This is a genomic window from Qaidamihabitans albus (assembly GCF_016464705.1).
GTDB classification, from domain to species: Bacteria; Actinomycetota; Actinomycetes; order Mycobacteriales; family Pseudonocardiaceae; genus Qaidamihabitans; species Qaidamihabitans albus.
Genome location: NZ_JAEHOB010000002.1, coordinates 284,636 through 310,617, shown reverse-complemented (window position 1 = coordinate 310,617; position 25,982 = coordinate 284,636). Strand labels below are relative to the sequence as shown.

The following is a 25,982-nucleotide window of genomic DNA, read 5'->3' as shown; positions in this document are numbered from 1 at the left end:
CGAGTTGGTCGTGACGGCCGTGAGGCCGTCAGTGGACCGGGGACCGACGCCCGCCTTAGACGTCGTCCCGGACTTCGAGGAGGTCGTGCTCCATGTCGAGCAGGGTTCGCTTCTCGTTGGCGTAGGTCTCGGCTACGTCCGCCAGGACGGTAGCCCAGAAATCCTGATGCGGGCCGCGTCGCTCGCGTAAGGCCGTCAGGTAGGCCAGCAGGCCGAACCGGTCGGTATCGCGTAGCGCGGCAAGCTGAACCTCGTTCATCTTCTTTTCTCCAATTCGGCTACGCGAAAGCGATCCACGGGTATTGCTGGGACTTAGTCCAGCCGCCCGCGGTGGTGAAGTCGATCGAACCGGGCGCCGTGTAGTCGCCCGTCCGGAACATCGTCGTGTACGCGTTGCTGGTGTCCGGGTTAATCAGGTTGGACGTACCCGAACCGAGGTTTCGGGACATTAGCTGCTGCCGCGTGGTCGTGCCTGTGGAGTAGATCGCGACGACGACGTGTTCCCCGGCCATGAAAGTAAGAGGAGTCGGAAGCGTGGTTTCGCCAACCGTGCTCGGGAGTGCGTTACCCATAGGGAAAGTGGACGTCTTCCACAGCGAAGACTGAGACCAGCCTCGATAAATCGAGACTGTCCTAGACCCCCCGACAGCCGCTGTCGTGGGGTAATACCGCAACTTGGAGACGGTCTGCTCCCGAAGCGGGACCATGCGGAAGCCGCGGGTCTGGCTGTTCTCCAGGGTCGTACTCGTGGACCCGTCAAGGTCCACGCGTCGAACAGTCGACAGTTTGTCGTGGAACAGCGCGTAGTCGTCCGAAACCGTGGGGGTCGGGTTGCCGCCGTTGGCGATGTTGAGCCACTTAACGTCGTCTGGAAAGAGGGTGACCACGCCAGCGCCGACGTATACGAGCCCGATCGGCACCTCGAACATGGAGGTATTCCGGGGCGGGTCGGGCGGTTGGGGCAACGATGCCGCGGTGCCCGCGACGACGTCGAGCTCCAGGCGGTTCGCCGCGTAGTCGGCCCGCACGACGACCAAGTCAACTCGGGGCAAGCTGCCGTGCGCGGTCGAGATCGGCAGGGTCGTGACGGACTCCCGCATCCCCCAGTGCCCCTCGATCCACGCTTCCAGCGGGTCGACCTTGACGTTCATGCCGGTGCTGTCGGCCCAAACGCGGCCTTCGCTGAGCGTGTTACGGACGATGCCGGGCGACCCCAGGCGCCGCATGATGCGGCGCCAGGTGTCTTCGGTGGCGTTAGCGCCGGACCCGTCATCGAACGGGGCGTAGAGGTCTAGTGCTGTGGCCATGGGGGTTCCTCCATTTTGTGTGCGTTACGCGTAACGGCCCTTGACCTGCGGTTTGTCACGGGCGTAACGGTTTGCGGTCTGTATCAAGCCTTGTATCAGGCAATATGTGGTCAGCGGCTCTGTAGGTTTTCTCAGCGGGGGGAGATCCCGGGATGGGTGGGCGCGGGTCCTCGGCTCGGCTACCTCAAAAACCCGGTAACCCGAATTACTACCGATACCGTCGATACCCAACCAACCCGGTTATCGGGGTACGGGAATGGCAGGCTCCCGTAGCCCCTCACGATGTGATCGGCACATGAGCCGCCCAGGCATCGGGGTATCGTTACACCAGAAGCACCCGAATCGAGCAGGGTCGGCGGAAGCGAAGAGCTCGTGTACCGTGTGGTCGTTAGCGACCACCGGAACCCCGTAATGTTTCCGCAGTTCCATTACGGTATCGAGCGATGTTCTCATCGGAACATAGATTCGAGTTATCTCTAGGCATTGCCAACGGTTGAACAAGTGATGGTCGCTGCCATCTCCGGGCAGCGAACGACCAGACACCCGCACCTGAGCGATAGGCTCGTACAGCGTGCTCTCGTCGTACTGCCAACGGTCTGCCCAACCATCCCCGTGTGCGACGGTCATACGTGCTGAGACGTGGTCGACTGCGTCTCTCAGCTCAGGAGCTACCCGAAAGCCGCACGTACAGTCCTCGTGCGGTGCCTCGTGGTACGCGCCAAGAGCGACGCCGTTACCCGGGCATTCGCCGGCAGACACGAGGCCGGGTGGGAATATGGCGCCTGTGTACGGGCCACACAGTCTATTCGATGCCAGGGCAAAGCATCGGTATCCGATAGTCATGAACGCTCACCACCGAGATTTACCGGGAGTGACAACCGCGCCCATCGGGCGCGGGTTAGAACATCGCTGTCCGTCCCGGTGCTTCTCGCAAGTCAGAGTGCCTTCCTCCGTCGGCTCGGCGCAGAGCACGCAACCCCACCGACCCGGATCGGTCTCCCGGAACAAATCCAGGACGGTCGAGTCGTTGACCGATACCGACCCGTAGTAGTTCCGGAGTGCAATCACGTTCTCCATCGGCGTACGTCTCGGCAGGTAGACCTTTGTAATCTCCAGGTATTCCCACCGATCGAAGACGAAGTGATCGCCAGCCTCGCCGGGAAGGCACCTCCCCGACAGCTTTACCTGTGCGATCGGCTCCCAGATCGTGTTCTCGTCAAACTCCCAGTCCTCGATACGCCCGCCCGCTTGAGTTCGGATGCACCGAGCCGCCATGTGGTCTACGGCGTCGCGCAGCTCGGGAGCTGCGCGGAAGCCACAGGTACAGTTTTCGTGCGGTGCGATGTGCCCCCCGGTCCACGCGACCGCGGCCGGGATGACCTGCTTGCCCGGACACCTCCCGGCCGGTATGCGGCCTGACGGAAAAACGGCCCCGGTATACGGGCCGCGTAGTCGGCCGTCCGACGCCCACTCAAACACCCGGTATCCGATGGAGCTGGTAGTCATGCTGTTCCCTTATGTTCGACGGTCGGGCCCCGGTTGGCGGAGACCTGGAGGAAGTACGCCAACCGGAGCCGACCGGAGCGCAGGGTGAGGACTGCCCCGCGCTCGGACCACCGCCCACCTGCGGTGGTGTCTTGGGGTCACGCGGCCTGTTGCTCGCGTTGTGCACGGACACGAGCTCGCCGCTCTCGCTGCCAGCGCCTGTGGTGGTCTCGCTTACAGGTGCGGCAACGGGCGTAGAGGCACGAATCGCGGTAAGTGTTGAGCTCGGTGCGCGGGTGTCCGCAGGGATATCGTTCGGGTTCGGTTGTCATATTTCTCCTAAAGCACTTTCCAGCGCGCCCACCGGAACAAGGTCTCGTGCCACGCCAAGCGAAAGTCCGGATGAAGCGCCAAGGCCCCAACGTCATCAAAGTGCGTCCACCGAAGCTTTCGGCTCTCGCTATTCGGCCGCGGTGTAACAGCCCTTACGGGCTGTGCCAAGACGGTCCAGTACGTCCACGCCACGTGCTCACACGTGGCCCGTGTACCGACCACGGAGACCGCGGACGGCGCGATACCGGTCTCTTCCCTGAGCTCGCGTAGCGCGGCGTCTACGGGCATCTCACCGGGGTCAAGGGCACCGCCCGGGATGGCCCAGCTACCGGCGTGGTCGCTGTGGCCTCGGTGTTGAAGCAGCACCCGGCCGTTGTCATCGGCTAGCAGCACGCCGGCCGCGCCGAACCGCCCCCAGTGACGGGCGCCGCACGCGCAGTCCAACCACATCGTCTCGGCCCCTGTTCTCTTACCCCCTCTACTCTTTATTAGGTGCGACTAGTCTGGTTCTGTCGCACCTCAGTCCCGGGGTGTGACCAGCGTCATAGCTCGTGCAGCATGGGTGTCGGTGTTGGACCGGGTTTCGCGGTACGTCTGCTGATAGCCGGATCGGGTCGCGTCCATGCGGAGTCGCTTACCTATCTGGTGTGCCTCGCGGTGACGGTCGTGCTTGTCCCTCTGCAGGGACAACCAACCGACGGTTCCGTACTCGGCTGCGATCTCGTCTAGCCGTTCTTCGGACACCTCGGTCACCTTGAACACGGCAGGTCGGCCCTCGCCTTTTGAGGCGAGGCCGACGGCGACCAGAGCATCCAGGTAACGTCGAGCCGTCCTCGCCGCTAGGCCGTACCGGTCAGCTACCTCAGCGGCCGTCAAGGGTTCATTCATGGTGAACCAGATTCGCCCGGCGAGTACGCCGAGCGACTTGCCTACGAAGGCATCATGTTGAGGAACTGAGGCTTGGTGAACGGTCAGACTGGTACAAGTAGACCGCAAAAGACTACTTGTACCGTTGTGACCGTTCGGGCGGAGACCCCAGCGGAGCACTAGCCTGTACTGGCTGTTCCATTGCTCCGTTTTACCGCGGTACCGGATCAGTCCTAGCGTGGTCAGCCGCTTCAAAGAGCGGCTGACCGTCGTATGCCCTAGCGATGTCTTCTCGGCCAGATACCGGGCGGACAGTACGGGGCTGTACGTCCCCCGCTCATGGCAGACGTCGAGGATCGCGGTAGCGACCTGCCGGTCGCTGATACCCGCCCTGCCCTTCCATCGGTAGGCCGCCACTCGGGCGGCCAGCCCTGCGATAAGGGCCCGCAGCTCGTACTTGTCGACGGGCTCGGTCCAGTTGTCCTCGGCGTGTTCCCACGCGTCCTGGCATTGCTTCTCCCGCTTGCCGACCGCGAGCAGCGAGGTTGACCCCGCGAACTCCGACTCAAGCACCAGATAGCGAAACTCGTCGTATACGAACCTCGCGGTCAGGCAGTAGGTAGCGATAGCTACGAGCGTCGCCCACGCGCCGTTCTCGTGTCGGCCGTTGCCGTCGAGGTATTCAAGCGCCTGCTTGGGCAGCTCAGCCCGCAGCCTACGTGCTTCTCTGTCAGCAATCGGGGTCATGGTCGGTGCACTCCGAAGAGGTGGCACGACGCTTGGTCGTGCGGTGGACAACGGGCATGTGCAGGCGCCGCCTGCGGTTGTACATGTCGCGGCAGGCCGTACAGATACGGCGGCCGTCCGGCCGGACCTCTGTCCGGTCCGGGTCGTGGTTATTCGCGCACATCGTTCCGTCCGTAGGTTTTGGAAGGGTGGCGGTCTTAACGAGCAGTAAGGACCCGTAGACCGCAGGTACCGACAGAAAAAGGGCCCTGAGACGCTTAGACGGCGTCTCAGGGCCCTTGCTCGGGTGTCTCTCTACCGGATTCGGCTCAGCACGGCACCGCGTCGCCGTACCACTCGTCCAGTGTTTCGACCGAGCACGTGTGCGAGTAGTCGGGGCACTGTTCGTGGATCTCGTGCAGGACCGTCCGGGCCTCACCGAACATCATGTTTTCGTCCTTGACTGAGTCGCCGGTCATGCGTGAATAGCATTTACCGGCGAGGTATTCACGGACAGGTCTGTACGAGTCGTCGGATTCCTTGACGCACGGACTCGCGTAAACGGTCAGGTAGCGACCATCCTCGGTAGCGGTCGCGCTTATCCAGGGAAGCTCAGCGCTGATGGTCGTGGACTCTGTCATTTCAGTTCCTCTCCGACAAGCCGTGCCGAGATACGCTCGGCGTGCTCTGGGTTGATTGCCTGGACCATTTCCAGGAGTTCGCCAAAGGTGAGGTGCAGCTCAAGACCGGACACGTTGCGGTAATCGAGCCTCACGCCATGATCGCGCAAGTACAGGTTCCGGCCGTGTAGGTCGAGCTCTTCCCAGTGCTGCCGGAACGTCTTACCGGTCGGCTCGTACCGGTACCCTGCTGGCCGGTACTGGCTCGCTTCTAGCGCGGTTCTCCGTGCATCTAGGGCGTCCGCGCGGGCCTCTAGCTTGGCCCGTGCTGGCCCGGAGCGGTACGGGCCGGTGCCGATGAGGCCGGCGACGTCGACTAGCTCTGCCTCGATCTCGGCCAGCTCGGCCGCGTTGTCCTCACCCGGGTCGTAGACCCGGCGGGTCATTTCAACGTCGCCAAGGTCGTGCATGAGCAGTTCGGTTACAAACTCGTCGGCGGTGTCAACCCGAATGCCTGGGTTGCCGCACGAGGTCTGGTAGCTCGCGGACGAACACCGGTAGTACATCAATGTACGGCCCCGGTTGTAATACATCGGCCGTTCGCAGACCCCGCAGTGAATCACACGGAGCAACAGGGCTTGTGACTTCTTATACGGCGTGCGTTTCCCGTTCATCTCTTCGAGCGCTTTTTGCAGCCGCTCGAAAGTGTCACGGTCGAGAATAGGAGTAGACCGAACGATCGGGGCGCCGTCGTCGCCCCGCAGTACTGCGGGCTCGCTGTACTCTTTCCTGCCGTTCTTCCTCGTCGATTCCGAGACCACGACCTGACCGAGCAAGGTAGGGGACTGGAGCGCCCGAACGAGGTTGCCTGTACGCCATTTCGCCCCGGTGCACGGCTTGCCCTGCTGCGCTCGGAAGTGGTCTTGAGGAGTCGGCACGCCACGGTTGTTCAAGTCGCGGCATATCGCCGTCGGGCGCTCGCCGTCGAGCACGCGGGCCACGATGTCGCGGGCGAGCTTGCTCGTCACCGGGTCGGGTGCGTATCGCCATTCACCACCAGTGTCGACGGGCTGGTATCCGAACGGCGGGTATCCGCCGCGATACTTCCCGGCCTTGATGTTGTGAGCGAACGTCTGGGACGTTCGCTCGCTGGTCGCGTCCGACTCCATCTGCGCGAACACGCCCACGAAGATGGCGAGCGCTTGTCCGATCGAGGTTGAGAGGTCGAAGTGGGCTTCTGTAGCCGAGATCAGGTTGACGTCGTGCTGTTCTGACCACTCGATCATCCGGGCAAGGTGGGTCACTCGTCGTACCAGCCGGTCAACGCGCCAGAACACGATGACGTCGTACTCTTCTGGGCGGTTGAGCCACTTCCGTAGCTGTGGCCGGTCGAACGGCGATGTAGTGCTCGCGGACACGTCCAGGTCTTCGGCCGTGCCGACGACGGTCCAGCCACGGTCGGCACAGAACCGCTCGCAGACCTCCCGCTGACGCTCGGGGGACGTTGTCTCTTCGGTCAGGTTCGACAGCCTGACCACGATCAGCGCGCGCTTACTCACTACTCGGCTCCCACCGTTTTCCGCAGAACAGGCAGGACGCCGAGATTCCGCCCGGGTCAGTGGTCACCTCATGCCAGCCGAGCGAGAAGCCCTTAGGGCAACGCTGGTCCGGAGAGCAGGGAGGAACTGTGCCGCGGCGGATGACGACCGGCGTAGCCTTGACCGTGCGGCACGAAGTGCACGGCAGGAGCCCGGTCGCCCCCTCGTCCCACGTGTGATTGTTGCTGGTCACAGCGTACCTCCTGCGGGTGTAAATTCATATCCCTGGACGAGGTCTGCGAGTTCGGTCCCGAGCGGCTGGAGTCGCTGCGCACGGCTCTGGAGGAAGGGGAGATCCGGATCGCCCGTGCGCGCGGCGTGGTCTGCTATCCAGCACGTTTCCAGCTGGTGCTCGCCTCCAACCCGTGCCCGTGCGCGCCGCCCCGGGAGACCGACTGCGTCTGCGCGCCCTCCGCCCGGCGGCGCTACCTCGGGCGGTTGTCGGGGCCGCTGCTCGACCGCGTGGACCTGCGGGTGCGGATGCGGCCGATCACCGCGATGAGCGCGCACGAAGTCGCCGAGCCGGAGCCGACCGAGACGGTACGGGGACGTGTGCACCGGGCCAGGGAGCGGGCCGCGCGGCGGTGGGCCGGCCACGGCTGGCGGACGAACTCCGAGGTGCCCGGGCCGGCGCTGCGGCGGGACTTCGCGTTACCGGGCACGGTGACGGCACTGCTCGACCGCAGCCTCGACCGGGGCGCGGTCACCGCGCGGGGAGCCGATCGCTGCCTGCGAATCGCCTGGACGCTGGCCGACCTCGCCGGTGCCGAGCGGCCGGACGCCGACCACGTGGCCACGGCGCTGGAGTTCCGCGACCGGAGGGCGGCGGCATGACCGCGTCCCGCGGGGCGGCGCTCGAGGAGCAGCGTCTTGCCCGGGCGTACCTGCTGCGGGCCGCCGAGCCGCCCGCGCCCGCACTGGTCGCGTTCGTCGCCGAGCACGGGCCGGTCGCGGCGGCGGAGCTGGTGCGCCGCGCCGAGGCCCCGGACGCCGTCGTGCAGGAGACGAGCGCCCGCCGGGAGCTGGCGCTCGGGGAACGGGACCTCGCCGAGGCAGCCGGGCAGGGGGCGCGCCTGGTGATCCCGGAGGACGACGAGTGGCCCGCGTGGCCGCTGCTCTCGCTCGACGTCGCGACCGGCCGCGGTGCCGGCGGTGTCGCCGCGCCGATCGCGCTCTGGGTGCGCGGCGGGGCCCGGCTGGACCAGGCCGCGAACGAGGCCGTCGCGATAGTCGGCGCCCGCGCGGCGACGGCATACGGGGAGCACACCGCCGCGGAGCTGGCGTACACGCTGGCCGGTGGCGACGTGACGGTGTTCTCCGGTGCCGCGTACGGCATCGACGGCGCGGCGCACCGTGGGGTGCTCGCCGCGGGCGGGGTCACGGCGGCGCTACTCGGGTGCGGTCTCGATGCCGGGTACCCGGCCGGGCACGTCGGTCTGCTCAACCGGATCGCCGAGCACGGCCTGGTGGTGAGCGAGTACCCACCGGGAACGCCACCCGCCCGGCACCGCTTCCTCGTCCGCAACCGGCTGATCGCCGCGCTCACCGCGGGAACGGTGGTCGTCGAGGCCGGTCTCCGCAGCGGCGCGCGGAACACGGCGGCGACGGCCGGGACACTGGGCAAGGTGGTGATGGCCGTTCCCGGTCCGGTCGGTTCGGCCATGTCGGTCGGCTGCCACCAGTTGATCCGCGACGCCGACGCCACGCTCGTCGCCTCCGCCTCCGACGTACTCGACACGGTCGGCAGGCTCGGTGCCGCTGGTGCCGCACCGGCCTCGGCGCGCCGCCGCACCGACGGCCTCGGTCCGCAGGCCCTCCGCGTGCACGAGGCGCTCGATCGCCGTCACGGCAAGTCGGCCGAGGGGATCGCCACCGAGTCCGGGGTGCCGCTGGCGCGGGTACGGGCACTGCTGCCCGCGCTCGAACTGGACGGGCTGAGCGAGCGCTGCGACACCGGCTGGCGCGGCACCAGGCTGCCGGCGAATCCGGTTGCCCGGCGGGTGGGAGGCGGCGGGCCGAACGGCGACGGCGGCTCCGCCCCGGGCGTCGGCGGTGGCTCCGTGCCGGCCGAGCCCCGGCCTCCGTAGCAGCATCACCGCGGCTCGCCCTCGGGCGGCGGGCCGTGGACCTCGCCGGGCGCGTTTGCGGGTGCGCGGCGCGGGCAGTCGCGTCACCCGAGCCGTGCTGGGCCGCGGCTGCCGGGACCCGGCCGCTCAACCACCCATGACGCTGTCCGGCGGCTGCCACGGCCGGGAGCACGGCTTCCGTAGGTTGCGGGTTGATCAGGCAGGCGTGGCGATGCTTGACCATCGGGGCCGCGTCCCTCAGCTTCGATGCATGGCGTCCTCTGCTGCTCACGGCCTGCCCACCCGGCGGTCGCGGTCTGCGCCGAAGCGGATCGATCTCGCCTGGGTGCGTGCCGGGTTGCCGCCCGCGGCGGACGCGCTGGTCGGCGACTACGAACGGCACCTGCGGATGGAGCGCGGGCTTTCGGAGCACACGGTCCGCGCCTACGTCGGCGACGTGGTTTCGCTGCTCGGGTTCCTCCACGGCGTGCCCGGCCGGGAAGGCCGGGAAGCCGCGCGGACCGCCGCCGGGGGGCAGAGACCGGACGAGACCACCCCGGCGCGGGAGCAGGCTGCCGGCGACGCGCGGGCGGCCTCGCAGGACGGTGGCGCCGGCCTCGCCGGGCTGGACGTCGGCGTGCTGCGGGCGTGGCTGGCCGCGCAGCGTTCCGAGGGGCGCAGCCGCACCACGCTGCAACGCAGGGCGGCGGCGGCCCGCACGTTCACCGCGTGGGCGCAGCGCCGGGGCGCGCTGGCCGCCGATCCCGGTGCAAGGCTGGTCGCGCCGCGGTCGCACCGGCATCTCCCCGGTGTGCTGCGCACCGAGCAGGCGGCCGAGCTGATGCGAGCGTCCGGCTCGGGTGCCGCGGAACGCGACCCGGTGGCGCTGCGTGACCACGCGCTGCTGGAGCTGCTGTACGCGACGGGGATCCGGGTGGCCGAGCTGTGCGGCCTCGACGTCGACGATCTCGACTTCGGCCGCAGGGTCGTGCGGGTGCTGGGAAAGGGAGGCAAGGAACGGGTGGTGCCGTTCGGGCAACCTGCCGACCGCGCGCTGCGTACCTGGATCGAGGAGGGTCGTCCCGGCCTGGCCACGGCATCGTCGGGGGCGGCCCTGTTTCTCGGTGTCAGAGGCGGGCGGGTCGACCCCAGGTCGGTGCGCCGGATCGTGCACGACGCCGTAGAGTCGGTGCCCGGCGCCGTGGACATGGGCCCCCACGGGCTGCGTCACTCCGCGGCAACACATCTGCTCGAAGGGGGCGCGGACCTTCGCAGCGTTCAGGAATTGCTCGGTCACGCTACGCTTGCCACGACGCAGCTCTACACTCACGTGACCGTCGAGCGGCTGAAGGCGATCCATGACCGAACCCACCCCCGTGCCCAATGACGCCGGTGGAGATTTGGCCGACCCCGGGCGCACGGACCGCCACACCAGAAACGGCAGCAGCGTGACGGCACAGCTAGAGAGCGGTGGTGACGCCGAGACCGCCATCCAGGCGCTGTGGAAGGAGTTCGCCTGCGCTCCGGATCAGCGCATCCGCGACCGCCTGGTGCTGCACTACGCGCCCCTCGTGAAATACGTCGCAGGCCGTGTCGGCACCGGCCTGCCCACCCACGTCGACATCGGCGATCTGATCCAGTCCGGGATCTTCGGCCTGGTCGACGCGATCGAGAAGTTCGACCCGGAGCGTGGCCTGCGTTTCGAGACCTACGCGATGCAGCGGATCCGGGGCGCCATCCTGGACGATCTGCGCTCGCAGGACTGGGTGCCCAGGGTGGTGCGGAGCAGGGCCCGCGAGGTCGAACGCGCGCTCGACCGCCTCGGCGCTCGGCTGCACCGCACCCCGAGCGACGCGGAGCTGGCGGCCGAGCTCGGGATCACGCTCGATGAGCTCCGTGACCTCTACGGTCAGCTGAGGCTGACCAGCGTCGTCGCCCTCGAAGACCTCGTCAGCGCGGGCAAGGACAGCGGCTCGCTCGTCGACACGCTGCCCGACGACGACGCGGTGGACCCGGCCGCCGTGCTCGTGGACCGGGACAACCGGCGGCAGCTCGCCGAGGCCATCGCCCAGCTCACCGAGCGCGACCGCGTGGTCGTGAGCCTCTACTACTTCGAGAGCCTCACCCTGGCCGAGATCGGCAAGGTGCTCGGGGTCACCGAGTCGCGGGTCAGCCAGCTGCACACTCGCGCGGTGCTGCGGCTGCGCGCGAAGCTCGTCGAGCAGGCCACCGTGTGAGGGGCTGTCTGAGGGCGCGGGTCTGAGGGGGTCTGAGGGCGCGATCTATGAGGGCTGTCCTTGATGTCAGGCGGCGCGGCGTCGTGGTTGGTCGGCTCTCCTGAGTGCGCAAACGAGTGAGAACGCGGTTCCTCACTCGCGAGCGTTGACCTGCGGAAACAGTGCACCCCGGCTATACCGGGTCCTGCGGCGGTAGCCCCTCCCACGGTTTGAGCCGCAGCGTGCCCGCGCGCACCAGGCGCAACGGGTCGAGGTACTCCTCGCTCCGGCGCACACCCCAGTGCAGGCACGCCTCGGCCGCGCACCGCGGGTGCCCGTCCTCGACCCGGCCGATGACCTGGCCCTGGTGGACCTGGTCGCCTGCCGTCACCTCCGGGGCCAGCGGCTCGTAGGTGGTCCGGAGACCGCCGTCGTGGTCGATCGACACCACGCCGCGGCCGGCCAGCGTGCCCGCGAACACGACGAAGCCCGCGTCGGCCGCCAGTACCTCCTGTGCGGGCGCGGCCGCGAGATCGACGCCGCGGTGACCGGGCCCGTAAGGGCTCTCGGGTGCGGCGAACGGACGGGTCACCGCCGGCGCCGGGGCCAGCGGCCACCCGAACCGCGGCTCGGTGTCCGCGGAGCCGGCCCGCGCCCCGGCGGCTGGCGACAGTGCCGGGAACACCACCAGTGCCGAGAACACCACCAGTGCCGAGAACACCAGCACCAGGGAGACGGCCGCTCCGGCGAGCCGGGCTCCGCGCGCGGGCACCACCGCGGGTGACGCAGGGAATGGGGTCATGTATCCAGCGTGACGGGAAGGCCGGGCGGTGTGGGAACGGATCGGGCGAGCTGTGGATAACCGGGGGGTTGTGGACAACTGGCTGCCGGAGCGCCTCCGGTTCGAGCCTTGCCGTGGTGGCGGCGTACACTATTGGACGCGGTCTGTGTCCGCACAGGCTGACTTCGCGTGCACGTGCGTGGCTCCGGCCTCCAGGGGCTCCGGAGGGTTCATCCCTCTGGGCACGGTCCCGGTGAGCGGAACCAGCGGTGCCCGGCGGTCTTCGTGGTGAAGGACCAACCACGGAGTCCGGGCGCCGGCACTGCACCAGGGCGGCTGACCACCCGGTCAGCGGCGACAACCGACCAGCATGCCGAGTTTCCCACCCGGTGTGCACGAGACAGAAGAGGTGCGAATCCGGCTATGGCCGTCGTCACCATGAAGCAGCTGCTCGATTCCGGCGTGCACTTCGGGCACCAGACCCGCCGCTGGAACCCGAAGATGAAGCGCTACATCTTCACCGAGCGCAACGGCATCTACATCATCGACCTGCAGCAGACGCTGAGCTACATCGACCGGGCCTTCGAGTTCATCAAGGAGACGGTCGCGCACGGCGGCAGCATCCTGTTCGTCGGCACGAAGAAGCAGGCGCAGGAAGCGATCGCGAACGAGGCGCTGCGCGTGGGCATGCCCTACGTCAACCAGCGCTGGCTCGGCGGCATGCTCACCAACTTCCAGACGGTGCACAAGCGCCTGCTGCGCCTCAAGGAGCTGGAGGCCCAGGAGCAGACCGGCGGCTTCCAGGGGCTGACCAAGCGCGAGATCCTCACGCTGACCCGCGAGAAGGACAAGCTGGAGAAGACCCTCGGCGGTATCCGCGACATGGCTCGCGTGCCGAGCGCGGTGTGGATCGTGGACACCAAGAAGGAGCACATCGCCGTCGGCGAGGCCCGCAAGCTCAACATCCCGGTGGTCGCGATCCTGGACACCAACTGCGACCCGGACGAGGTCGACTTCCCGATCCCGGGCAACGACGACGCGATCCGGTCGGCCGCGCTGCTGACCAAGGTCGTCGCCGAGGCCGCCGCCGCCGGGCTGATGGCACGGTCGGGCCGCAACGGCTCCGCCGCGGAGGGGCAGGACAAGCCCGAGGCCGGCGTGGCCTCCGGCGAGCCGCTGGCCGAGTGGGAGAAGGAGCTGCTGGCCGGTTCGGACGCCGGTGCCGCCGAGCAGCAGCCCGCCGAGGAGCAGCCGGCAGAGCAGCAGCAGGAGCAGACCACCGCCTCCTGATCCATCCCGCGGGGGGCGGCCGGCCACCCGGCCGGCCGCCCCCCGGGCACAGCCACTGAACACACCTGCGCGTACCGAAAAAAGGAACGGACAACGCACGATGGCGAACTACACCGCGGCAGACGTCAAGCGCCTCCGCGACCTCACCGGCGCCGGCATGATGAACTGCAAGAAGGCGCTCGAGGAGAGCGACGGCGACTTTGACAAGGCCGTTGAGTTCCTCCGCATCAAGGGTGCCAAGGACGTCGGCAAGCGTGCCGAGCGCGCCGCGGCCGAAGGTCTGGTGGCCGGGGACGGCGGCGTGCTCATCGAGCTGAACTCGGAGACCGACTTCGTCGCCAAGAACGACGAGTTCCAGCAGCTCGCCGACACGATCGTCGACGCGGCCAAGACGCTGCGCAGCAACGACGTCGAGCAGCTCAAGCAGGCACAGGGCGACGGCAAGAGCGTCAACGACCTGATCCAGGAGCTCTCCGCCAAGATCGGCGAGAAGATCGAGCTGCGCCGGGTCGCCGCTTTCGAGGGCCAGGTCTCCACCTACCTGCACCGTCGTGGCGCGGGCCTGCCGCCCGCCGTCGGTGTGCTCGTCGAGTACACCGGTGACGACGCCGATGCGGCCCGCAACGCCGCGTTGCAGGTCGCCGCGCTCAAGCCGAAGTTCCTCAGCCGGGACGAGGTGCCGGCGGAGACCGTCGAGAACGAGCGGCGCATCGCCGAGCAGACCGCCCGCGAGGAGGGCAAGCCGGAGCAGGCGCTGCCCAAGATCATCGAGGGCAAGGTGAACTCCTTCTTCAAGGACCTAGTGCTGCTCGAGCAGCCCTCCGTGACCGACAGCAAGAAGAACGTCAAGGCCCTCCTGGACGAGGCAGGCGTGACCGTGACCCGATTCGTCCGCTTCGAGGTCGGTCAGCCTTAGGTCCGGACCAGCCAGCCGGACCAGCGCTGTGCCCCGCCTCCCGCCGGTTTCCGGGGGCGGGGCACAGTTGTGAAACACCCACAGCGGCACTAGCGCGCGGAGGCGGACATGAACCCAGAGCGGGGCGGGCAGGGTTATCGACGGGTTCTGCTCAAGCTGGGTGGTGAGATGTTCGGTGGCGGTGCCGTTGGCCTCGACCCGGACGTCGTGCACTCGGTCGCCGTCCAGATCGCCGACGTCGTGCGCGGTGGCGTGCAGATGGCCGTCGTGATCGGCGGCGGCAACTACTTCCGCGGTGCGGAGCTGTCGCAGCGTGGCATGGACCGCGACCGGGCCGACTACATGGCCATGCTGGGCACGGTGATGAACTGCCTGGCCCTGCAGGACTTCCTGGAGAAGGAGGGCCTGCCTACCCGGGTGCAGAGCGCGATCACCATGGGCCAGGTCGCCGAGCCCTACATTCCCCGCCGCGCCGAGCGGCACCTCGAGAAGGGACGCGTGGTGATCTTCGCGGCTGGCGTGGGCATGCCGTACTTCTCCACCGACACCGCGGCCGCGCAGCGCGCACTGGAGATCGGCTGTGACGTCGTGCTCATGGCGAAGGCGGTGGACGGCGTCTACACGGCCGACCCCAAGAGCGACCCGGGCGCCAAGATGTTCGACGAGATCACCCATCGCGAGGTGCTGGAGCAGGGGCTCAAGGTCGCGGACGCCACCGCCTTCAGCTTGTGCATGGACAACTACATGCCCATCCTCGTTTTCAACCTGCTCACCGAGGGGAACATCGCTCGTGCGGTGAGTGGTGAGAGGATCGGCACATTGGTCAGTACCCCCACCGGTCGCCGGCTCGCCTGAGCGTGCTGGGATCGCGGGGACCGCAAACACACACCTGGAGTAGCCGTGATCGACGAGACCCTCCTTGATGCCGAGGAGAAGATGGAAAAAGCGGTGTCCGTCGCCAAAGAGGACCTGTCGTCGGTGCGCACCGGCCGGGCCACCGCGGCGATGTTCTCCCGCATCGTCGTCGAGTACTACGGCGCGCCGACCCCGCTGAACCAGATGGCCAGCGTGAACATCCCGGAGGCGCGGATGGCCGTGGTCAAGCCCTACGACGCCTCTCAGCTCAACTCGATCGAGAAGGCGATCCGCGACTCCGACCTCGGCGTGAACCCGAGTAACGACGGTTCGGTCATCCGCATCGTCATCCCGCAGCTCACCGAGGAGCGCCGCCGGGAGATGGTGAAGGTCGCCAAGAGCAAGGGTGAGGACGCGAAGATCTCGATCCGCAGCGTCCGGCGCAAGGCCAAGGAGGAGCTCGACCGCATCGTCAAGGACGGCGAGGCCGGTGAGGACGAGGTCGCTCGTGCGGAGAAGGAACTGCAGAACCTGACCGACACCTACGTCCATCAGGTCGAGGAACTCGTCAAACACAAGGAAGCCGAACTCCTCGAGGTCTGATGACGAAGGTGAGCAACGACCGGGACGAACGCGAAGGCGCGTCCGGGCCGGGAGAACCGGCCGAACCGGCGAGAAAACCCTCCCGGGCCGGCCGGGACCTGCCCGCGGCGATCGCCGTCGGTGTCGTGCTCGGCGCGGCGATCCTGGTGTCGCTGTTCACCGTCCGGTACCTGTTCATCGCGATCGTCGCGGCGGCGATCGCGATCGGCACGATCGAGTTCGCGACCGCTGTGCGCAAAGCCGCGAACATCCGGGTGGCGCTGGTCCCCGTGCTGGTCGGCGGCCAGGCGATGATCTGGCTCGCGTGGCCGTTCGGCCGGGAGGGCGCGGTCACGGCATTCGTGCTGACCGTGCTCGCCTGCCTGCTCTGGCGGCTGCGCGGCGGCGCCGACGGGTATCTGCGTGATGTCGGTGCCTCCGTCTTCGCCGCCGCCTATCTGCCGCTCTTCGCGTCGTTCGCGGCCATGCTCGTGCCGCCGGAGGACGGCGTCGGCCGGGTGCTCGCGTTCATGATCGTCGTGGTCGCCTCCGATACCGGCGGCTACATCGCGGGTGTGCTCGGTGGCAGGCACAAGATGGCGCCGTCGATCAGTCCGAAGAAGACCTGGGAGGGCTTCGGCGGTTCGCTCACCGCCGGAATCGCCGCCGGGGCACTTTGCCTGGCGTTCGTGCTGGATGGCCAGGCGTGGCAGGGAGTGCTCTTCGGTGCCGCGATCGTGCTCACGGCCACCCTTGGCGACCTGATGGAGTCGCTGATCAAGCGGGACCTGGGGATCAAGGACATGGGGAACCTGCTGCCGGGGCACGGCGGGCTGATGGACCGGCTGGACTCGCTGCTGCCCTCCGCCGTCGTCTCGTGGCTGTTGCTGAGCGCCTTCCTGCCGTCGTGAGCGGGCGGCTCAGTCCCCGTGGGGGTCGTCCACCTCGGCCCGGCCCGCGCCGTTGTCCACCGCCTGCTCGTGGTCGATGATCGAGAACACCGAACCGTCCGGGTCGGTGATCACCGCGGTGCGGCCGAACGGCGTGTCGAACGGCGGGGTCACGACCGAGCCCCCGAGCATCAGCGCGTGGCCGGCGACCGCGTCCGCCCCGCGCGCCGGGTCCACGCCGAAGTAGGTCATCCAGTGCGGCGGCATGCTCCGCCGGAGCTCCTCGTCCATCTGGTAGCGGTAGATGACCGGCTGGTGGTCGAGCCGCCATTCCGCGTAGTCGATGGTGTCGGTGCCGATCTGCTCACTGGTGAGGTTGAACAACCGGCAGTAGAAGTTGTCCGCCGTCGGGCCGTCGTGGGTGTTGAGGTCGGCGCCGCTGAAGGTCCCCGGCAGGCCGGCGCCGAAGCTCCACGTCTCGGTCGGCTGCCAGAACGCCACCGGGGCACCGCTGGCGTCCCTCGCGTGCAGGATGCTGCCGCGGTCGGGGATGTCCACCGGGCCGAGGGTCACGGAGCCGCCGAGGTGCTCGACCCACTCGGCGGTGCTCGCCGTGTTGGCCACCGCGAGATGCACCGTCCAGCCGGTAGGCTGGTTCCGCGCCGCCTGGTACAGCCCGGCGACCTGGTAGCCGCCGAGCGAGGCGATCGTGTAGCGCCGTGTCGCGGTGGCCGGGTCACGCTTGACGTGGCAGTCCCAGCCGAACAGGCCCTCGTAGAACGCCCGGACGGCGGGTTCGTCGGCGGCGGCCAGCTCGACCCAGCACGGCATCCCGGCGGGGACGACGGACTGGGACGTCGGCGAACCGACCGCCATGATCAACTCCCTTTGTTTCCGGTCTGTGATCGCACTTCGTATCGCGCCGGTGATCTTACGTGACAGTGGTGCTCGATAGGCTGGTTCGCGTGAAAAGGTTCGTACGCAGGGTGGAAGTCGTCCCCAGTCCGAACATCTGGTATCACCCTGACGCGTACGAGCTGGAGAACCAGGCGCAGGACGCGGACGCCGTGCTCTGGCGAAACCTGGCGGAGTGGGTGCCGTGGGCGGGGCGGGAGGTCGTCGACGTCGGCTGCGGGGACGGCTTTCACCTCCCGCGCTTCGCCGGGACGGCGCGTTCGGTGGTCGGGGTCGAGCCGCACCCTCCGCTCGTGCGCCGCGCCCAGCGCCGGACCGCGGGCCACGCCAACGTCGAGGTGCGGCGCGGGGCCGCGCAGCGGCTTCCCGTGCAGGCGGCGAGCGCCGACCTGGTCCACGCCCGCACGGCGTACTTCTTCGGGCCGGGCTGCGAACCGGGGCTGCGGGAGGCCGATCGGGTGCTCCGGCCGGGCGGTGCCCTGGTGATCGTCGACCTCGACACCCGGCACCGCCCCTACGGCGACTGGATGCTGGAGGACCTGCCGCACTACGACCCCGGCGCGGTCGACGGCTTCTTCGCCGATGCCGGGTTCACCTGTCACCGGGTGGAGACCCGGTGGCGCTTCGCGGACCGGGCGGGCCTGGAGGCGGTACTGCGCATCGAGTTCAGCGCACGGGTGGCCGAGCGCGCGATCTCGGAGACCCTGCGGCGCAACACGGGTGGGAACGGCGCCGAGCTGGTGCTGCCCGTCGGTTACCGGGTGCTGGTCCGGGAGAAGCCCGCCGGACTGGTTCAGTCCGGCGGCGAGGCGTCGCCCAGAATGCCGTAGAGCGCGCGCCGCGCCTCGTTGAGCACCTCGACCGCCTTCGCCTTCTGCGCGCTGGAACCGACCTGGGACATCTGTCGCGCGGCGCCGATGAGCGTGCCTGTGGCGTCCCGCAGCTCGATCTCGCGGGGGTCGGCGTCCTGGGTGAAGTGCTCCCACGGCGGGGTCCCGTCGTGCCTGTGCGCGGCGGCACGGCCCTCTTCGGTCAGTTCGTACAGCCTCTTCCCGCTGTCCTCGCTGCTGCGCACGAGCCCCTCGTCGGCCAGCAGCTGCAGTGTGGGATAGATCGAGCCAGGGCTGGGCCGCCAGAGACCACCGCTGCGCTCGCCGATCTCGCCGATGATCTCGTAGCCGTGCCGGGGCTGCTCGGCCAGCAGTACGAGGATCGCCGCCCGGATGTCACCGCGTCGGCCACGCCTGCCGCGCCCGGGGCCGCCATGCCGCCCGCCGTGTGGTCCGCGGCCGGGTGGGAACCCGCCCCATCCGGCGGGGCCGAAGCCACCGAAGCCACCGTGCCTGCCCGGGCCGAAGCCCTGTCGCTGAAATTCGTGGTCGAAGGGAGGTCGCATGACCATGCTCCTTTGCTCATTGTATCTCGACACGCTCACGATATATCGTAAACAGTCGCGTTGCAAGGAGTGCGGGCGTGGGACAATGGACTGGTTATGACTGCCCTCCCCCTTGTTTTCGACGCCCCACGCCGCGGCCTGCCGCCGCGGCACCTCGCCGACCTGACCGCGGCCGAGCGAGCGGAGGCGGTCGCCGAGCTCGGCGAGAAACCCTTTCGCGCCAAGCAACTCTCGAACCACTACTTCGCGCGGCTGACCGCCGACCCGGCCGCGATGACCGACATCCCCGCCGCGTCCCGGCAGCGGCTGGCCGAGCAGCTCATGCCCGCGCTGCTGACCGAGATCCGGGCCCTGGACTGTGACGAGGGCAGCACGCGCAAGACTCTGTGGCGCGCGCACGACGGGACGCTGCTGGAAAGCGTGCTGATGCGCTATCCGGACCGGGCGACGCTGTGCATCTCCAGCCAGGCCGGGTGCGGGATGGCGTGCCCGTTCTGCGCCACCGGGCAGGGCGGCCTCGACCGGAACCTGTCCACCGCCGAGATCGTCGACCAGGTGCGCTCCGCCGCGGCGGTCATGCGCGACGGGCTGCTGCCCGGGCCGGATGGTGTCCCCGCTCCCGGCAGGTTGTCGAACATCGTCTTCATGGGCATGGGTGAGCCGCTGGCGAACTACAAGCGGGTGGTGGCGGCGGTGCGTCGGATCACCGATCCGACGCCGGACGGGCTCGGCATCTCGCAGCGGTCCGTGACGGTGTCGACGGTGGGGCTCGCGCCGGCGATCCGCAAGCTGGCGGACGAGAAGATGCAGGTGCGGCTGGCGCTGTCGTTGCACGCGCCGGACGACGAGCTGCGGGACGAGCTGGTGCCGGTGAACAACCGGTGGTCGATCGACGAGGTGCTCAGGGCCGCGCGGTACTACCTGGACGTGTCCGGCCGCCGGGTGTCGATCGAGTACGCGCTGATCCGGGACATGAACGACCAGCCGTGGCGGGCGGATCTGCTGGCGAAGGTGCTGCGAAGGCACCTCGGCCATCTGGTGCACGTGAACGTGATCCCGCTGAACCCGACTCCGGGCAGCAAGTGGGACGCGTCGCCGAAGCCGGTGGAGCGGGAGTTCGTGCGGCGGGTCAACGCCGGGGGAGTGGCGTGCACGGTGCGCGACACCCGGGGCCAGGAGATCGCCGCCGCCTGCGGCCAGCTCGCCGCCGAGGAGTGAGCCTCGGCACGTTCAGCCGGCCGCCTCGCGGCCGGGGGCGTCGACCCCGAAGCTGATGACGCGGCCGGGGTGGATCCGGATGAGCGCCCCATCGGTCCCGCCCGAGCCGGCCGGATCGGTGATCGCCTCGGCGCTGCCGCGGATCTCGACGCACCGGACGTGCCAGGGCTGGACAGAGGCGATGTCGTCGACCACGAAGGCGACCCGGCCGTTCTCGGCGACGTTGCGGAACTTGCGGCTGGCCGCCATGTTGTGCCCGCCGATGTCGATCGTCCTGGTGGCGCCGTTGTAGCGGAACCCGACCGGGCTGACCTGAAGCGTCCCGTCGGGCTGCATGGTCGCCAGCCTGCCGAGACGCTGGGTGGCGAGGTAGTCGAGCTCGGCATCGGTGAACGACATGTGCTGCTCCTTCTTCAGTCCCGTCGGGCCGCCTCCAACCTGCGACCTCTACCTGGCTCCAGGTCAAGTGTTTCGCGCCGGCTACCCGCGTGTTCCTCCTCGGCGTCGAGCATGGTCAGGCCGCCGTCCGCGCTCGGCGCAGCGGGGCCCCTCGCCGTTGGGCCGTGGCGAGGTCTTCGAGGACGTGGCTGTCGGCCCGCGGGAGTAGTGCGCGCACCGCTGAGCGTGCTTCCCCGGGAAGGTCGCCGAGCCCGGGGCGCGCGGCGAGGTCGAGAACGGTCTGCTCGATGGTCGTGACCCAGTGGTGGCCGAGCTCGCCGGTCCGGCGCTGGACGTCCAGTGTCTCCACCGCGCCGGACACAGCCACAGCCACGTCGTGCCGGTCCCAGCTCGGCAGGTCCGTGTCCGGAGAAACCGGAACCTGGATCGCGGTCGAGGTCAACCGCTAGCGGCGCCAGGCGGTGCGGCGGCGGCGCATGTCCCACAGCAGCGCGATGACGATGCTGCCGCCGAGGCCGATCAGCCAGATGTCCTCGGTCCGGCTCTCGTGGTTGCCGATCAGCATGGCGAACAGCACGAGGGCGACCAGCCAGCCACCCGCCCGGGTGATCTTCGGGAAGCTGCCGTGCCAACCCCACTCCGCCGACGGCTCGTCACGGGGATCCACGTCGGCACCGGTGCGCTTCTCGACCGCCTTGCTCGCCACCGTCACTCCTTACCGCGCCATCCTGCGAAGCGATTCGCCTCCTGCGATGCGATGATCCCATACCCGAAAGGCGGACCGGCGATGACCCGCGCGCGGGGTCCGCGACAATGGTCGGCGATGACAACTCCGCGAAGCGTGCTCGTCCTGGGGTCAACGGGATCGATCGGCACCCAGGCGCTGGATATCGCCCGGCGCAACCAGGATCTCTTCCGCGTCACAGGCATCGCCGCGGGCGGCTCCGATCCGCAGGCACTGGCGGCGCAGGTCCTGGCGCACGGCGTCGAGGCGGTCGCCGTCGTCAAGCCGACCGTGGTGGAGGACCTGCAGCTCGCGCTCTACACCGAGGCGCAGCGGCGCGGCTACTCCCAGGGCGAGTTCCGGCTCCCGCGGATCTTCGCCGGAGCCGGTGCGGTGGCCGAACTGATCGACGCCGTGCCCGCCGACGTCGTGCTCAACGGCATGCCGGGCTCGCAGGGCCTGGTGCCGACGCTGCGGGCGCTGCGCACCGGCGCCACCCTCGCCCTCGCCAACAAGGAGTCGCTTATCGCGGGCGGGCCGCTCGTGCTCGCCGAGGCCGCGCCGGGGCAGCTCGTGCCGGTCGACTCGGAGCACTCCGCACTGGCACAGGCGCTGCGCGGCGGCCGCGCAGGCGAGGTCGACCGGCTGGTGCTCACGGCGTCCGGCGGACCGTTCCGCGGCCGCACCCGCGAGGAGATGGCCGAGGTCACCGTGGACGCCGCCCTGGCGCACCCGACCTGGGCGATGGGCCCGCTGGTCACCATCAACTCGGCCACGCTGGTCAACAAGGGCCTCGAGCTCATCGAGGCCAGGCTGCTGTTCGACATCCCGTGCGACCGGATCGACGTCGTCGTGCACCCGCAGTCGATCGTGCACTCGATGGTGACCTTCGCCGACGGCTCCACGCTGGCGCAGGCGAGCCCGCCGGACATGCGGCTGCCGATCGCGCTCGCGCTGAACTGGCCCGACCGGGTGCCCGGCGCCGCCCCGGCCTGCCGCTGGGACGAGGCGTCGGCGTGGACGTTCGAGCCGCTGGACGGCACCGCGTTCCCCGCGGTCGAGCTGGCCCGGCACGTGGGTACCGTCGGTGGTTGTCTCCCCGCGGTCTTCAACGCGGCGAACGAGCAGCTCGTGGCCGCTTTCCTGGCGCAGAACACCGGCTTCACCTCCATCGTGGACACTGTGAGTGAAGTGGTGGAGTCCGCCGACGAATGGCACCGGGAGCCCCGCGACGTCGAGGACGTCTTCGCCGCGGAACAGTGGGCGCGCGAGCGTGCCCTCACGATCAGCACTGGAGGGAAGTAGAGCGTGCTCGCCTACATCTTCGGAGTCGTGCTCTTCGCGCTCGGCATCTGCGTGTCGGTGGCGCTGCACGAGGCCGGGCACATGCTCACGGCCAAGGCCTTCGGCATGAAGGTCCGGCGCTACTTCGTCGGCTTCGGCCCGAAGGTCTTCTCCTTCCGCCGCGGCGAGACCGAGTACGGGCTCAAGTGGATCCCGCTCGGCGGGTTCTGCGACATCGCCGGCATGACCGCGCTCGACGAGGTCACCCCGGACGAGGCGCCGCGCGCCATGTGGCGGTACAAGACCTGGAAGCGCACGGTGGTGCTTTCCGCCGGGTCGTTCACCCACTTCGTCCTCGGCTTCATCGTGCTGTACCTGATGGCCGCCACGATGGGCCTGCCGAACATCATGGGCACCCCCCAGATCGCGGGGGTGTCCGACTGTGTCCAGGACGCCCGCACCAACCAGGAGTACCGCAACCCGACGTGCCAACCCGGCGCGCCCGCCCCGGCGAAGGAGGGCGGCATCCAGTCGGGTGACGTGATCGTCTCGGTCGAGGGCACGCCCACCGAGACCTACGAGGACGTCGTCACCGAGGTGCAGCCGCTGTCCGGTCCCACCCGGATCACGGTGGAACGCGACGGCGAGACCGTGCCGCTCACCGTGGACGTGACCCAGGTCGAGCGGCCGGTGCTCGATCCCGAGACCGGGGAGCGGAAGATCGTCGAGGTCGGCTCCATCGGCGTGACGTTCCCGCGGGAGTTCGAGTACACCGCGGTGGGCGCCGTCGGCGGCGCCGCGACCTTCACCGGGGACATGCTGGTGGAGACCTGGCACCGGCTGCTGGAGTTCCCCGAGCGCATCCCCGCGGTGGTCGAGGCCATCTTCGGGGCCGAGCGCGATCCGAACACCCCGGTCAGCGTGATCGGGGCAAGCCGGATCGGCGGTGAGGCCGTCGAGCAGGGCATCTGGTGGCTGTTCCTGTTCCTGCTCGCCAGCCTGAACTTCTTCGTCGGCATCTTCAACCTGTTGCCGCTGCTCCCGCTCGACGGCGGGCATATCGCCGTGACCTGGTACGAGCGCGTCAGAGACTGGTTGCGCAGGCTCCGCGGCAAGGCCGCAGGCGGCCCCGTGGACTACTCGAAGCTGTCCGCGGTGACGATGGTGTTCATCCTCGTCGGAGGTGCCGTGTTCCTGCTCACGATCACGGCGGACATCGTCAACCCCATCAGGCTGCCGTCGTGACGTATCGTGAGGATGTCGCGTCGTAGACCGCTAGCAGAGGATTCGATGACCGTCGACCTGGGTTTGCCAGTCACCCCGCCACCTGTTCTCTCCGAGCGCCGTCAGACCCGTCAGCTGCAGCTGGGCCCGGTCGGCGTGGGCAGCGACCACCCGATCTCCGTGCAGTCGATGACGACCACCGTCACCGCCGACGTCAACGCCACACTGCAGCAGATCGCCGAGCTCACCGCCGCGGGTTGCGACATCGTGCGCGTCGCCTGTCCGAGCGCCGACGACGCCGAGGCGCTGCCCGCGATCGCCAGGAAGTCGCAGATCCCGGTGGTCGCCGACATCCACTTCCAGCCGCGCTACGTATTCGCGGCGATCGAGGCCGGCTGCGCCGCCGTGCGCGTCAACCCCGGCAACATCAAGAAGTTCGACGACCGGGTCGGCGAGATCGCGCGGGCGGCCAAGGACCACGGCACGCCGATCCGCATCGGCGTCAACGCGGGGTCGCTGGACAAGCGCCTGCTGGAGAAGCACGGCAAGGCCACCCCGGAGGCGCTCGCGGAGTCGGCGCTGTGGGAGGCGTCCCTTTTCGCCGAGCACGACTTCCACGACATCAAGATCTCGGTGAAGCACAACGACCCGGTGGTCATGGTGCGGGCCTACGAGCTGCTCGCCGAGCAGTGTGACTACCCGCTGCACCTCGGTGTGACCGAGGCCGGGCCTGCGTTCCAGGGCACGATCAAGTCGGCCGTCGCGTTCGGCGCGCTGCTGCGGCAGGGCATCGGTGACACCATCCGCGTGTCGCTCTCCGCGCCGCCGGTCGAGGAGGTCAAGGTCGGCGCGCAGATCCTGCAGTCGCTGAACCTGCGCCCGCGGAAGCTGGAGATCGTCTCGTGCCCCTCCTGCGGCAGGGCCCAGGTGGACGTCTACAAGCTCGCCGACGAGGTCACCGCGGGCCTGCAGGGCATGGAGGTGCCGCTGCGCGTCGCCGTCATGGGCTGTGTGGTCAACGGCCCCGGCGAGGCGCGGGAGGCCGACCTCGGCGTGGCCTCCGGCAACGGCAAGGGGCAGATCTTCGTCAAGGGCGAGGTGATCAAGACGGTGCCCGAGCACCAGATCGTCGAGACCCTCATCGAGGAGGCCATGCGTATCGCCGAGGAGTCCGGCGAGACCGGCGCGCCCGAGGTCACGGTCGGCTGAGGGTGGCCCGGTGACCTTCGAGCTCGGGATCTACTCGTTCGGCGAGATCACCACCGACCCGCACACCGGTGCGCTGCCCACGGCACGGCAGCGTCTCCACGACTACGCGGAGCAGGCCGTCGTGGCCGACCAGGTCGGCCTGGACGTCTTCGCGCTCGGTGAGCACCACCGGTCCGACTTCGCCGTCTCGGCGACGTCGGTCGCGCTCGCGGCGATCGCCGCCCGGACCAACGGCATCCGGCTCTCCAGCGCCGTCACCGTCCTCAGCTCGGAGGATCCGGTGCGCGTGTTCCAGCAGTACGCCACCCTCGACCTGATCTCGAACGGCCGGGCGGAGATCATCACCGGCCGCGGCTCCTACACCGAGTCGTTCCCGCTGTTCGGCTACGACCTCAGCCAGTACTCCGAGCTGTTCGCCGAGAAGCTCGAACTGCTGCTGGCCATCCGGGAGCGCAACCCCATCACCTGGTCCGGCAGGCACCGGCCACCGCTGCGGGAGGCGGACATCGCCCCGCGCCCGCTGCAGGAGAAGCTGCCGATCTGGGTGGCGGTGGGCGGCACCCCCGAGTCGGTGGTGCGGGCAGGGCGGCTGGGGCTGCCGCTCGCGCTGGCGATCATCGGCGGCGCGCTGGCCCGGTTCACACCGTTCGCGCAGCTCTACCGGGAGTCGGCGGCCGAGGCGGGGCTCGATCCCGACACGTTGCCGCTGAGCATCAACTCGCCGGGTTTCGTCGCCCCGACCAGCCAGGCCGCCAGGGACCTGTCGTACCCGTACTTCAACCGCGGCATGCTGGAGAACTTCCACGAACGCGGGCGCGGCTTCCACACCCCGCGCGACGCCTACGACGCGCAGTCGGCCAAGCCGGGCGCGCTCGTGGTGGGCAGCCCGCAGGAGCTCATCGACAAGATCATGTACCAGCACGAGCTGTTCGGGCACCAGCGCCTGCTCATCCAGCTGGCTTTCGGCGGCGTGCCGCAGAAGGAGACGCTGAAGGCGATCGAGCTGCTCGGTACCGAGGTGGCGCCGGTGGTTCGCCGCGAGATCGCCGCGAGGGAACGTCCGCCAAGCGGGGAGTGAGGC

Annotated in this window: 27 protein-coding genes and 1 pseudogene; 15 read left to right on the top strand and 13 right to left on the bottom strand. The window is 68.8% G+C overall.

The genetic code is table 11. The features are described 5' to 3' along the window. Positions 1-55: 55 nt before the first annotated feature. The 7 genes from JAP66_RS04710 to JAP66_RS04680 all read right to left on the bottom strand — a co-directional run bounded on the left by JAP66_RS04710 (position 56) and on the right by JAP66_RS04680 (position 6,897). On the bottom strand, positions 56-259 hold the full coding sequence (locus JAP66_RS04710; protein ID WP_199430305.1) for a hypothetical protein: 204 nt from the start codon (positions 257-259) through the stop codon (positions 56-58). Positions 260-278: 19 nt separating this feature from the next. Then, complete coding sequence (locus JAP66_RS04705; RefSeq protein ID WP_199430304.1) at positions 279-1,307, bottom strand: hypothetical protein; 1,029 nt, start codon at positions 1,305-1,307, stop codon at positions 279-281. An 849-nt stretch (positions 1,308-2,156) separates the two neighbouring features. Further along, positions 2,157-2,813, bottom strand: a complete 657-nt coding sequence (locus tag JAP66_RS04700) for a hypothetical protein (protein WP_199430303.1) — start codon at positions 2,811-2,813, stop codon at positions 2,157-2,159. A gap of 318 nt (positions 2,814-3,131) precedes the next feature. Further along, on the bottom strand, positions 3,132-3,575 hold the full coding sequence (locus JAP66_RS04695; protein WP_199430302.1) for an NUDIX domain-containing protein: 444 nt from the start codon (positions 3,573-3,575) through the stop codon (positions 3,132-3,134). Positions 3,576-3,644: 69 nt separating this feature from the next. Then, positions 3,645-4,739, bottom strand: coding sequence for a helix-turn-helix domain-containing protein (locus JAP66_RS04690; RefSeq protein WP_199430301.1), 1,095 nt, complete (start codon positions 4,737-4,739; stop codon positions 3,645-3,647). Positions 4,740-5,047: 308 nt separating this feature from the next. After that, positions 5,048-5,359: a hypothetical protein gene (locus JAP66_RS32675; RefSeq protein ID WP_199430300.1), complete on the bottom strand. Its 312-nt coding sequence runs from the start codon at positions 5,357-5,359 to the stop codon at positions 5,048-5,050. Beyond that, positions 5,356-6,897 carry a recombinase family protein gene (locus tag JAP66_RS04680; protein WP_199430299.1) on the bottom strand — a complete coding sequence of 514 codons (1,542 nt, stop codon included), beginning with the start codon at positions 6,895-6,897 and terminating at the stop codon, positions 5,356-5,358. Before JAP66_RS04680 ends, JAP66_RS32675 begins: the two co-directional genes overlap by 4 nt. 264 nt (positions 6,898-7,161) lie before the next feature. Here JAP66_RS04680 and JAP66_RS04675 point away from each other — a divergent pair. The 4 genes and pseudogenes from JAP66_RS04675 to JAP66_RS04660 all read left to right on the top strand — a co-directional run. Further along, positions 7,162-7,770 (top strand): annotated as a pseudogene (locus JAP66_RS04675) (ATP-binding protein); the annotation flags it as partial. Then, positions 7,767-9,023, top strand: coding sequence for a DNA-processing protein DprA (gene dprA / locus JAP66_RS04670; RefSeq protein WP_199430298.1), 1,257 nt, complete (start codon positions 7,767-7,769; stop codon positions 9,021-9,023). The pseudogene JAP66_RS04675 and the gene dprA, both read left to right, overlap by 4 nt. 274 nt (positions 9,024-9,297) lie before the next feature. Further along, positions 9,298-10,389, top strand: coding sequence for a tyrosine recombinase XerC (locus tag JAP66_RS04665; RefSeq protein WP_372448941.1), 1,092 nt, complete (start codon positions 9,298-9,300; stop codon positions 10,387-10,389). Continuing rightward, complete coding sequence (locus JAP66_RS04660; protein ID WP_199430296.1) at positions 10,361-11,239, top strand: FliA/WhiG family RNA polymerase sigma factor; 879 nt, start codon at positions 10,361-10,363, stop codon at positions 11,237-11,239. Before JAP66_RS04665 ends, JAP66_RS04660 begins: the two co-directional genes overlap by 29 nt. Positions 11,240-11,411: 172 nt before the next feature. Here the strand turns inward: JAP66_RS04660 and JAP66_RS04655 are convergent, their stop codons facing one another. Then, positions 11,412-12,020: a M23 family metallopeptidase gene (locus JAP66_RS04655; RefSeq protein WP_199430295.1), complete on the bottom strand. Its 609-nt coding sequence runs from the start codon at positions 12,018-12,020 to the stop codon at positions 11,412-11,414. A 402-nt stretch (positions 12,021-12,422) separates the two neighbouring features. Here JAP66_RS04655 and rpsB point away from each other — a divergent pair, with 402 nt between their 5' ends. From rpsB to JAP66_RS04630, 5 genes are all read left to right on the top strand, one after another. Further along, positions 12,423-13,289, top strand: coding sequence for a 30S ribosomal protein S2 (gene rpsB / locus JAP66_RS04650; protein WP_199430294.1), 867 nt, complete (start codon positions 12,423-12,425; stop codon positions 13,287-13,289). Between the two features lie 100 nt (positions 13,290-13,389). Beyond that, on the top strand, positions 13,390-14,205 hold the full coding sequence (gene tsf, locus JAP66_RS04645) for a translation elongation factor Ts (protein ID WP_199430293.1): 816 nt from the start codon (positions 13,390-13,392) through the stop codon (positions 14,203-14,205). A gap of 108 nt (positions 14,206-14,313) precedes the next feature. After that, positions 14,314-15,060, top strand: coding sequence for a UMP kinase (gene pyrH, locus JAP66_RS04640; RefSeq protein WP_199430292.1), 747 nt, complete (start codon positions 14,314-14,316; stop codon positions 15,058-15,060). A gap of 45 nt (positions 15,061-15,105) precedes the next feature. Next, entirely contained in the window at positions 15,106-15,663 is a 558-nt protein-coding gene (gene frr, locus JAP66_RS04635) for a ribosome recycling factor (protein WP_199430291.1), read from the top strand. Next, a complete protein-coding gene (locus JAP66_RS04630; protein ID WP_199430290.1) occupies positions 15,663-16,553 on the top strand; it encodes a phosphatidate cytidylyltransferase in 891 nt (296 codons plus the stop codon). The genes frr and JAP66_RS04630 overlap by 1 nt, the downstream gene beginning before the upstream one ends. Positions 16,554-16,562: 9 nt before the next feature. Here JAP66_RS04630 and JAP66_RS04625 read toward each other — a convergent pair whose 3' ends face one another. Continuing rightward, the gene (locus tag JAP66_RS04625) at positions 16,563-17,408 is read right to left on the bottom strand and encodes a VOC family protein (RefSeq protein ID WP_199430289.1); all 846 of its coding nucleotides are present in this window, start codon (positions 17,406-17,408) and stop codon (positions 16,563-16,565) included. An 89-nt stretch (positions 17,409-17,497) separates the two neighbouring features. Between JAP66_RS04625 and JAP66_RS04620 the strand changes: the two genes are divergently transcribed. Then, positions 17,498-18,277, top strand: a complete 780-nt coding sequence (locus tag JAP66_RS04620; RefSeq protein ID WP_199430288.1) for a class I SAM-dependent methyltransferase — start codon at positions 17,498-17,500, stop codon at positions 18,275-18,277. Here JAP66_RS04620 and JAP66_RS04615 read toward each other — a convergent pair. Continuing rightward, the gene (locus JAP66_RS04615; protein ID WP_199430287.1) at positions 18,241-18,843 is read right to left on the bottom strand and encodes a PadR family transcriptional regulator; all 603 of its coding nucleotides are present in this window, start codon (positions 18,841-18,843) and stop codon (positions 18,241-18,243) included. The genes JAP66_RS04620 and JAP66_RS04615 overlap by 37 nt on opposite strands. A gap of 96 nt (positions 18,844-18,939) precedes the next feature. Between JAP66_RS04615 and rlmN the strand changes: the two genes are divergently transcribed. Continuing rightward, positions 18,940-20,061 (top strand): dual-specificity RNA methyltransferase RlmN, encoded by a 1,122-nt coding sequence (rlmN, locus tag JAP66_RS04610; protein ID WP_199430286.1) that lies wholly within the window; start codon positions 18,940-18,942, stop codon positions 20,059-20,061. A 12-nt stretch (positions 20,062-20,073) separates the two neighbouring features. On the opposite strand, the gene JAP66_RS04605 is transcribed toward rlmN, so the two are convergent. The 3 genes from JAP66_RS04605 to JAP66_RS04595 form a co-directional block, all read right to left on the bottom strand. Then, positions 20,074-20,460 carry a PPOX class F420-dependent oxidoreductase gene (locus JAP66_RS04605; protein ID WP_199430285.1) on the bottom strand — a complete coding sequence of 129 codons (387 nt, stop codon included), beginning with the start codon at positions 20,458-20,460 and terminating at the stop codon, positions 20,074-20,076. A gap of 115 nt (positions 20,461-20,575) precedes the next feature. Continuing rightward, positions 20,576-20,833 (bottom strand): hypothetical protein, encoded by a 258-nt coding sequence (locus tag JAP66_RS04600; protein ID WP_199430284.1) that lies wholly within the window; start codon positions 20,831-20,833, stop codon positions 20,576-20,578. 72 nt (positions 20,834-20,905) lie between these two features. Continuing rightward, on the bottom strand, positions 20,906-21,166 hold the full coding sequence (locus JAP66_RS04595) for a DUF2631 domain-containing protein (protein WP_199430283.1): 261 nt from the start codon (positions 21,164-21,166) through the stop codon (positions 20,906-20,908). Positions 21,167-21,283: 117 nt separating this feature from the next. Between JAP66_RS04595 and dxr the strand changes: the two genes are divergently transcribed. From dxr to JAP66_RS04575, 4 genes are read left to right on the top strand one after another with little or no spacing between them, the layout of a single operon-like run. Then, positions 21,284-22,489 carry a 1-deoxy-D-xylulose-5-phosphate reductoisomerase gene (gene dxr / locus JAP66_RS04590; RefSeq protein ID WP_199430282.1) on the top strand — a complete coding sequence of 402 codons (1,206 nt, stop codon included), beginning with the start codon at positions 21,284-21,286 and terminating at the stop codon, positions 22,487-22,489. 3 nt (positions 22,490-22,492) lie between these two features. Beyond that, entirely contained in the window at positions 22,493-23,713 is a 1,221-nt protein-coding gene (locus JAP66_RS04585) for a M50 family metallopeptidase (RefSeq protein ID WP_199430281.1), read from the top strand. 45 nt (positions 23,714-23,758) lie between these two features. Further along, complete coding sequence (gene ispG, locus JAP66_RS04580; protein WP_199430280.1) at positions 23,759-24,901, top strand: flavodoxin-dependent (E)-4-hydroxy-3-methylbut-2-enyl-diphosphate synthase; 1,143 nt, start codon at positions 23,759-23,761, stop codon at positions 24,899-24,901. A 10-nt stretch (positions 24,902-24,911) separates the two neighbouring features. Then, positions 24,912-25,979: an LLM class flavin-dependent oxidoreductase gene (locus JAP66_RS04575; RefSeq protein ID WP_199430279.1), complete on the top strand. Its 1,068-nt coding sequence runs from the start codon at positions 24,912-24,914 to the stop codon at positions 25,977-25,979. Positions 25,980-25,982: the final 3 nt, after the last annotated feature.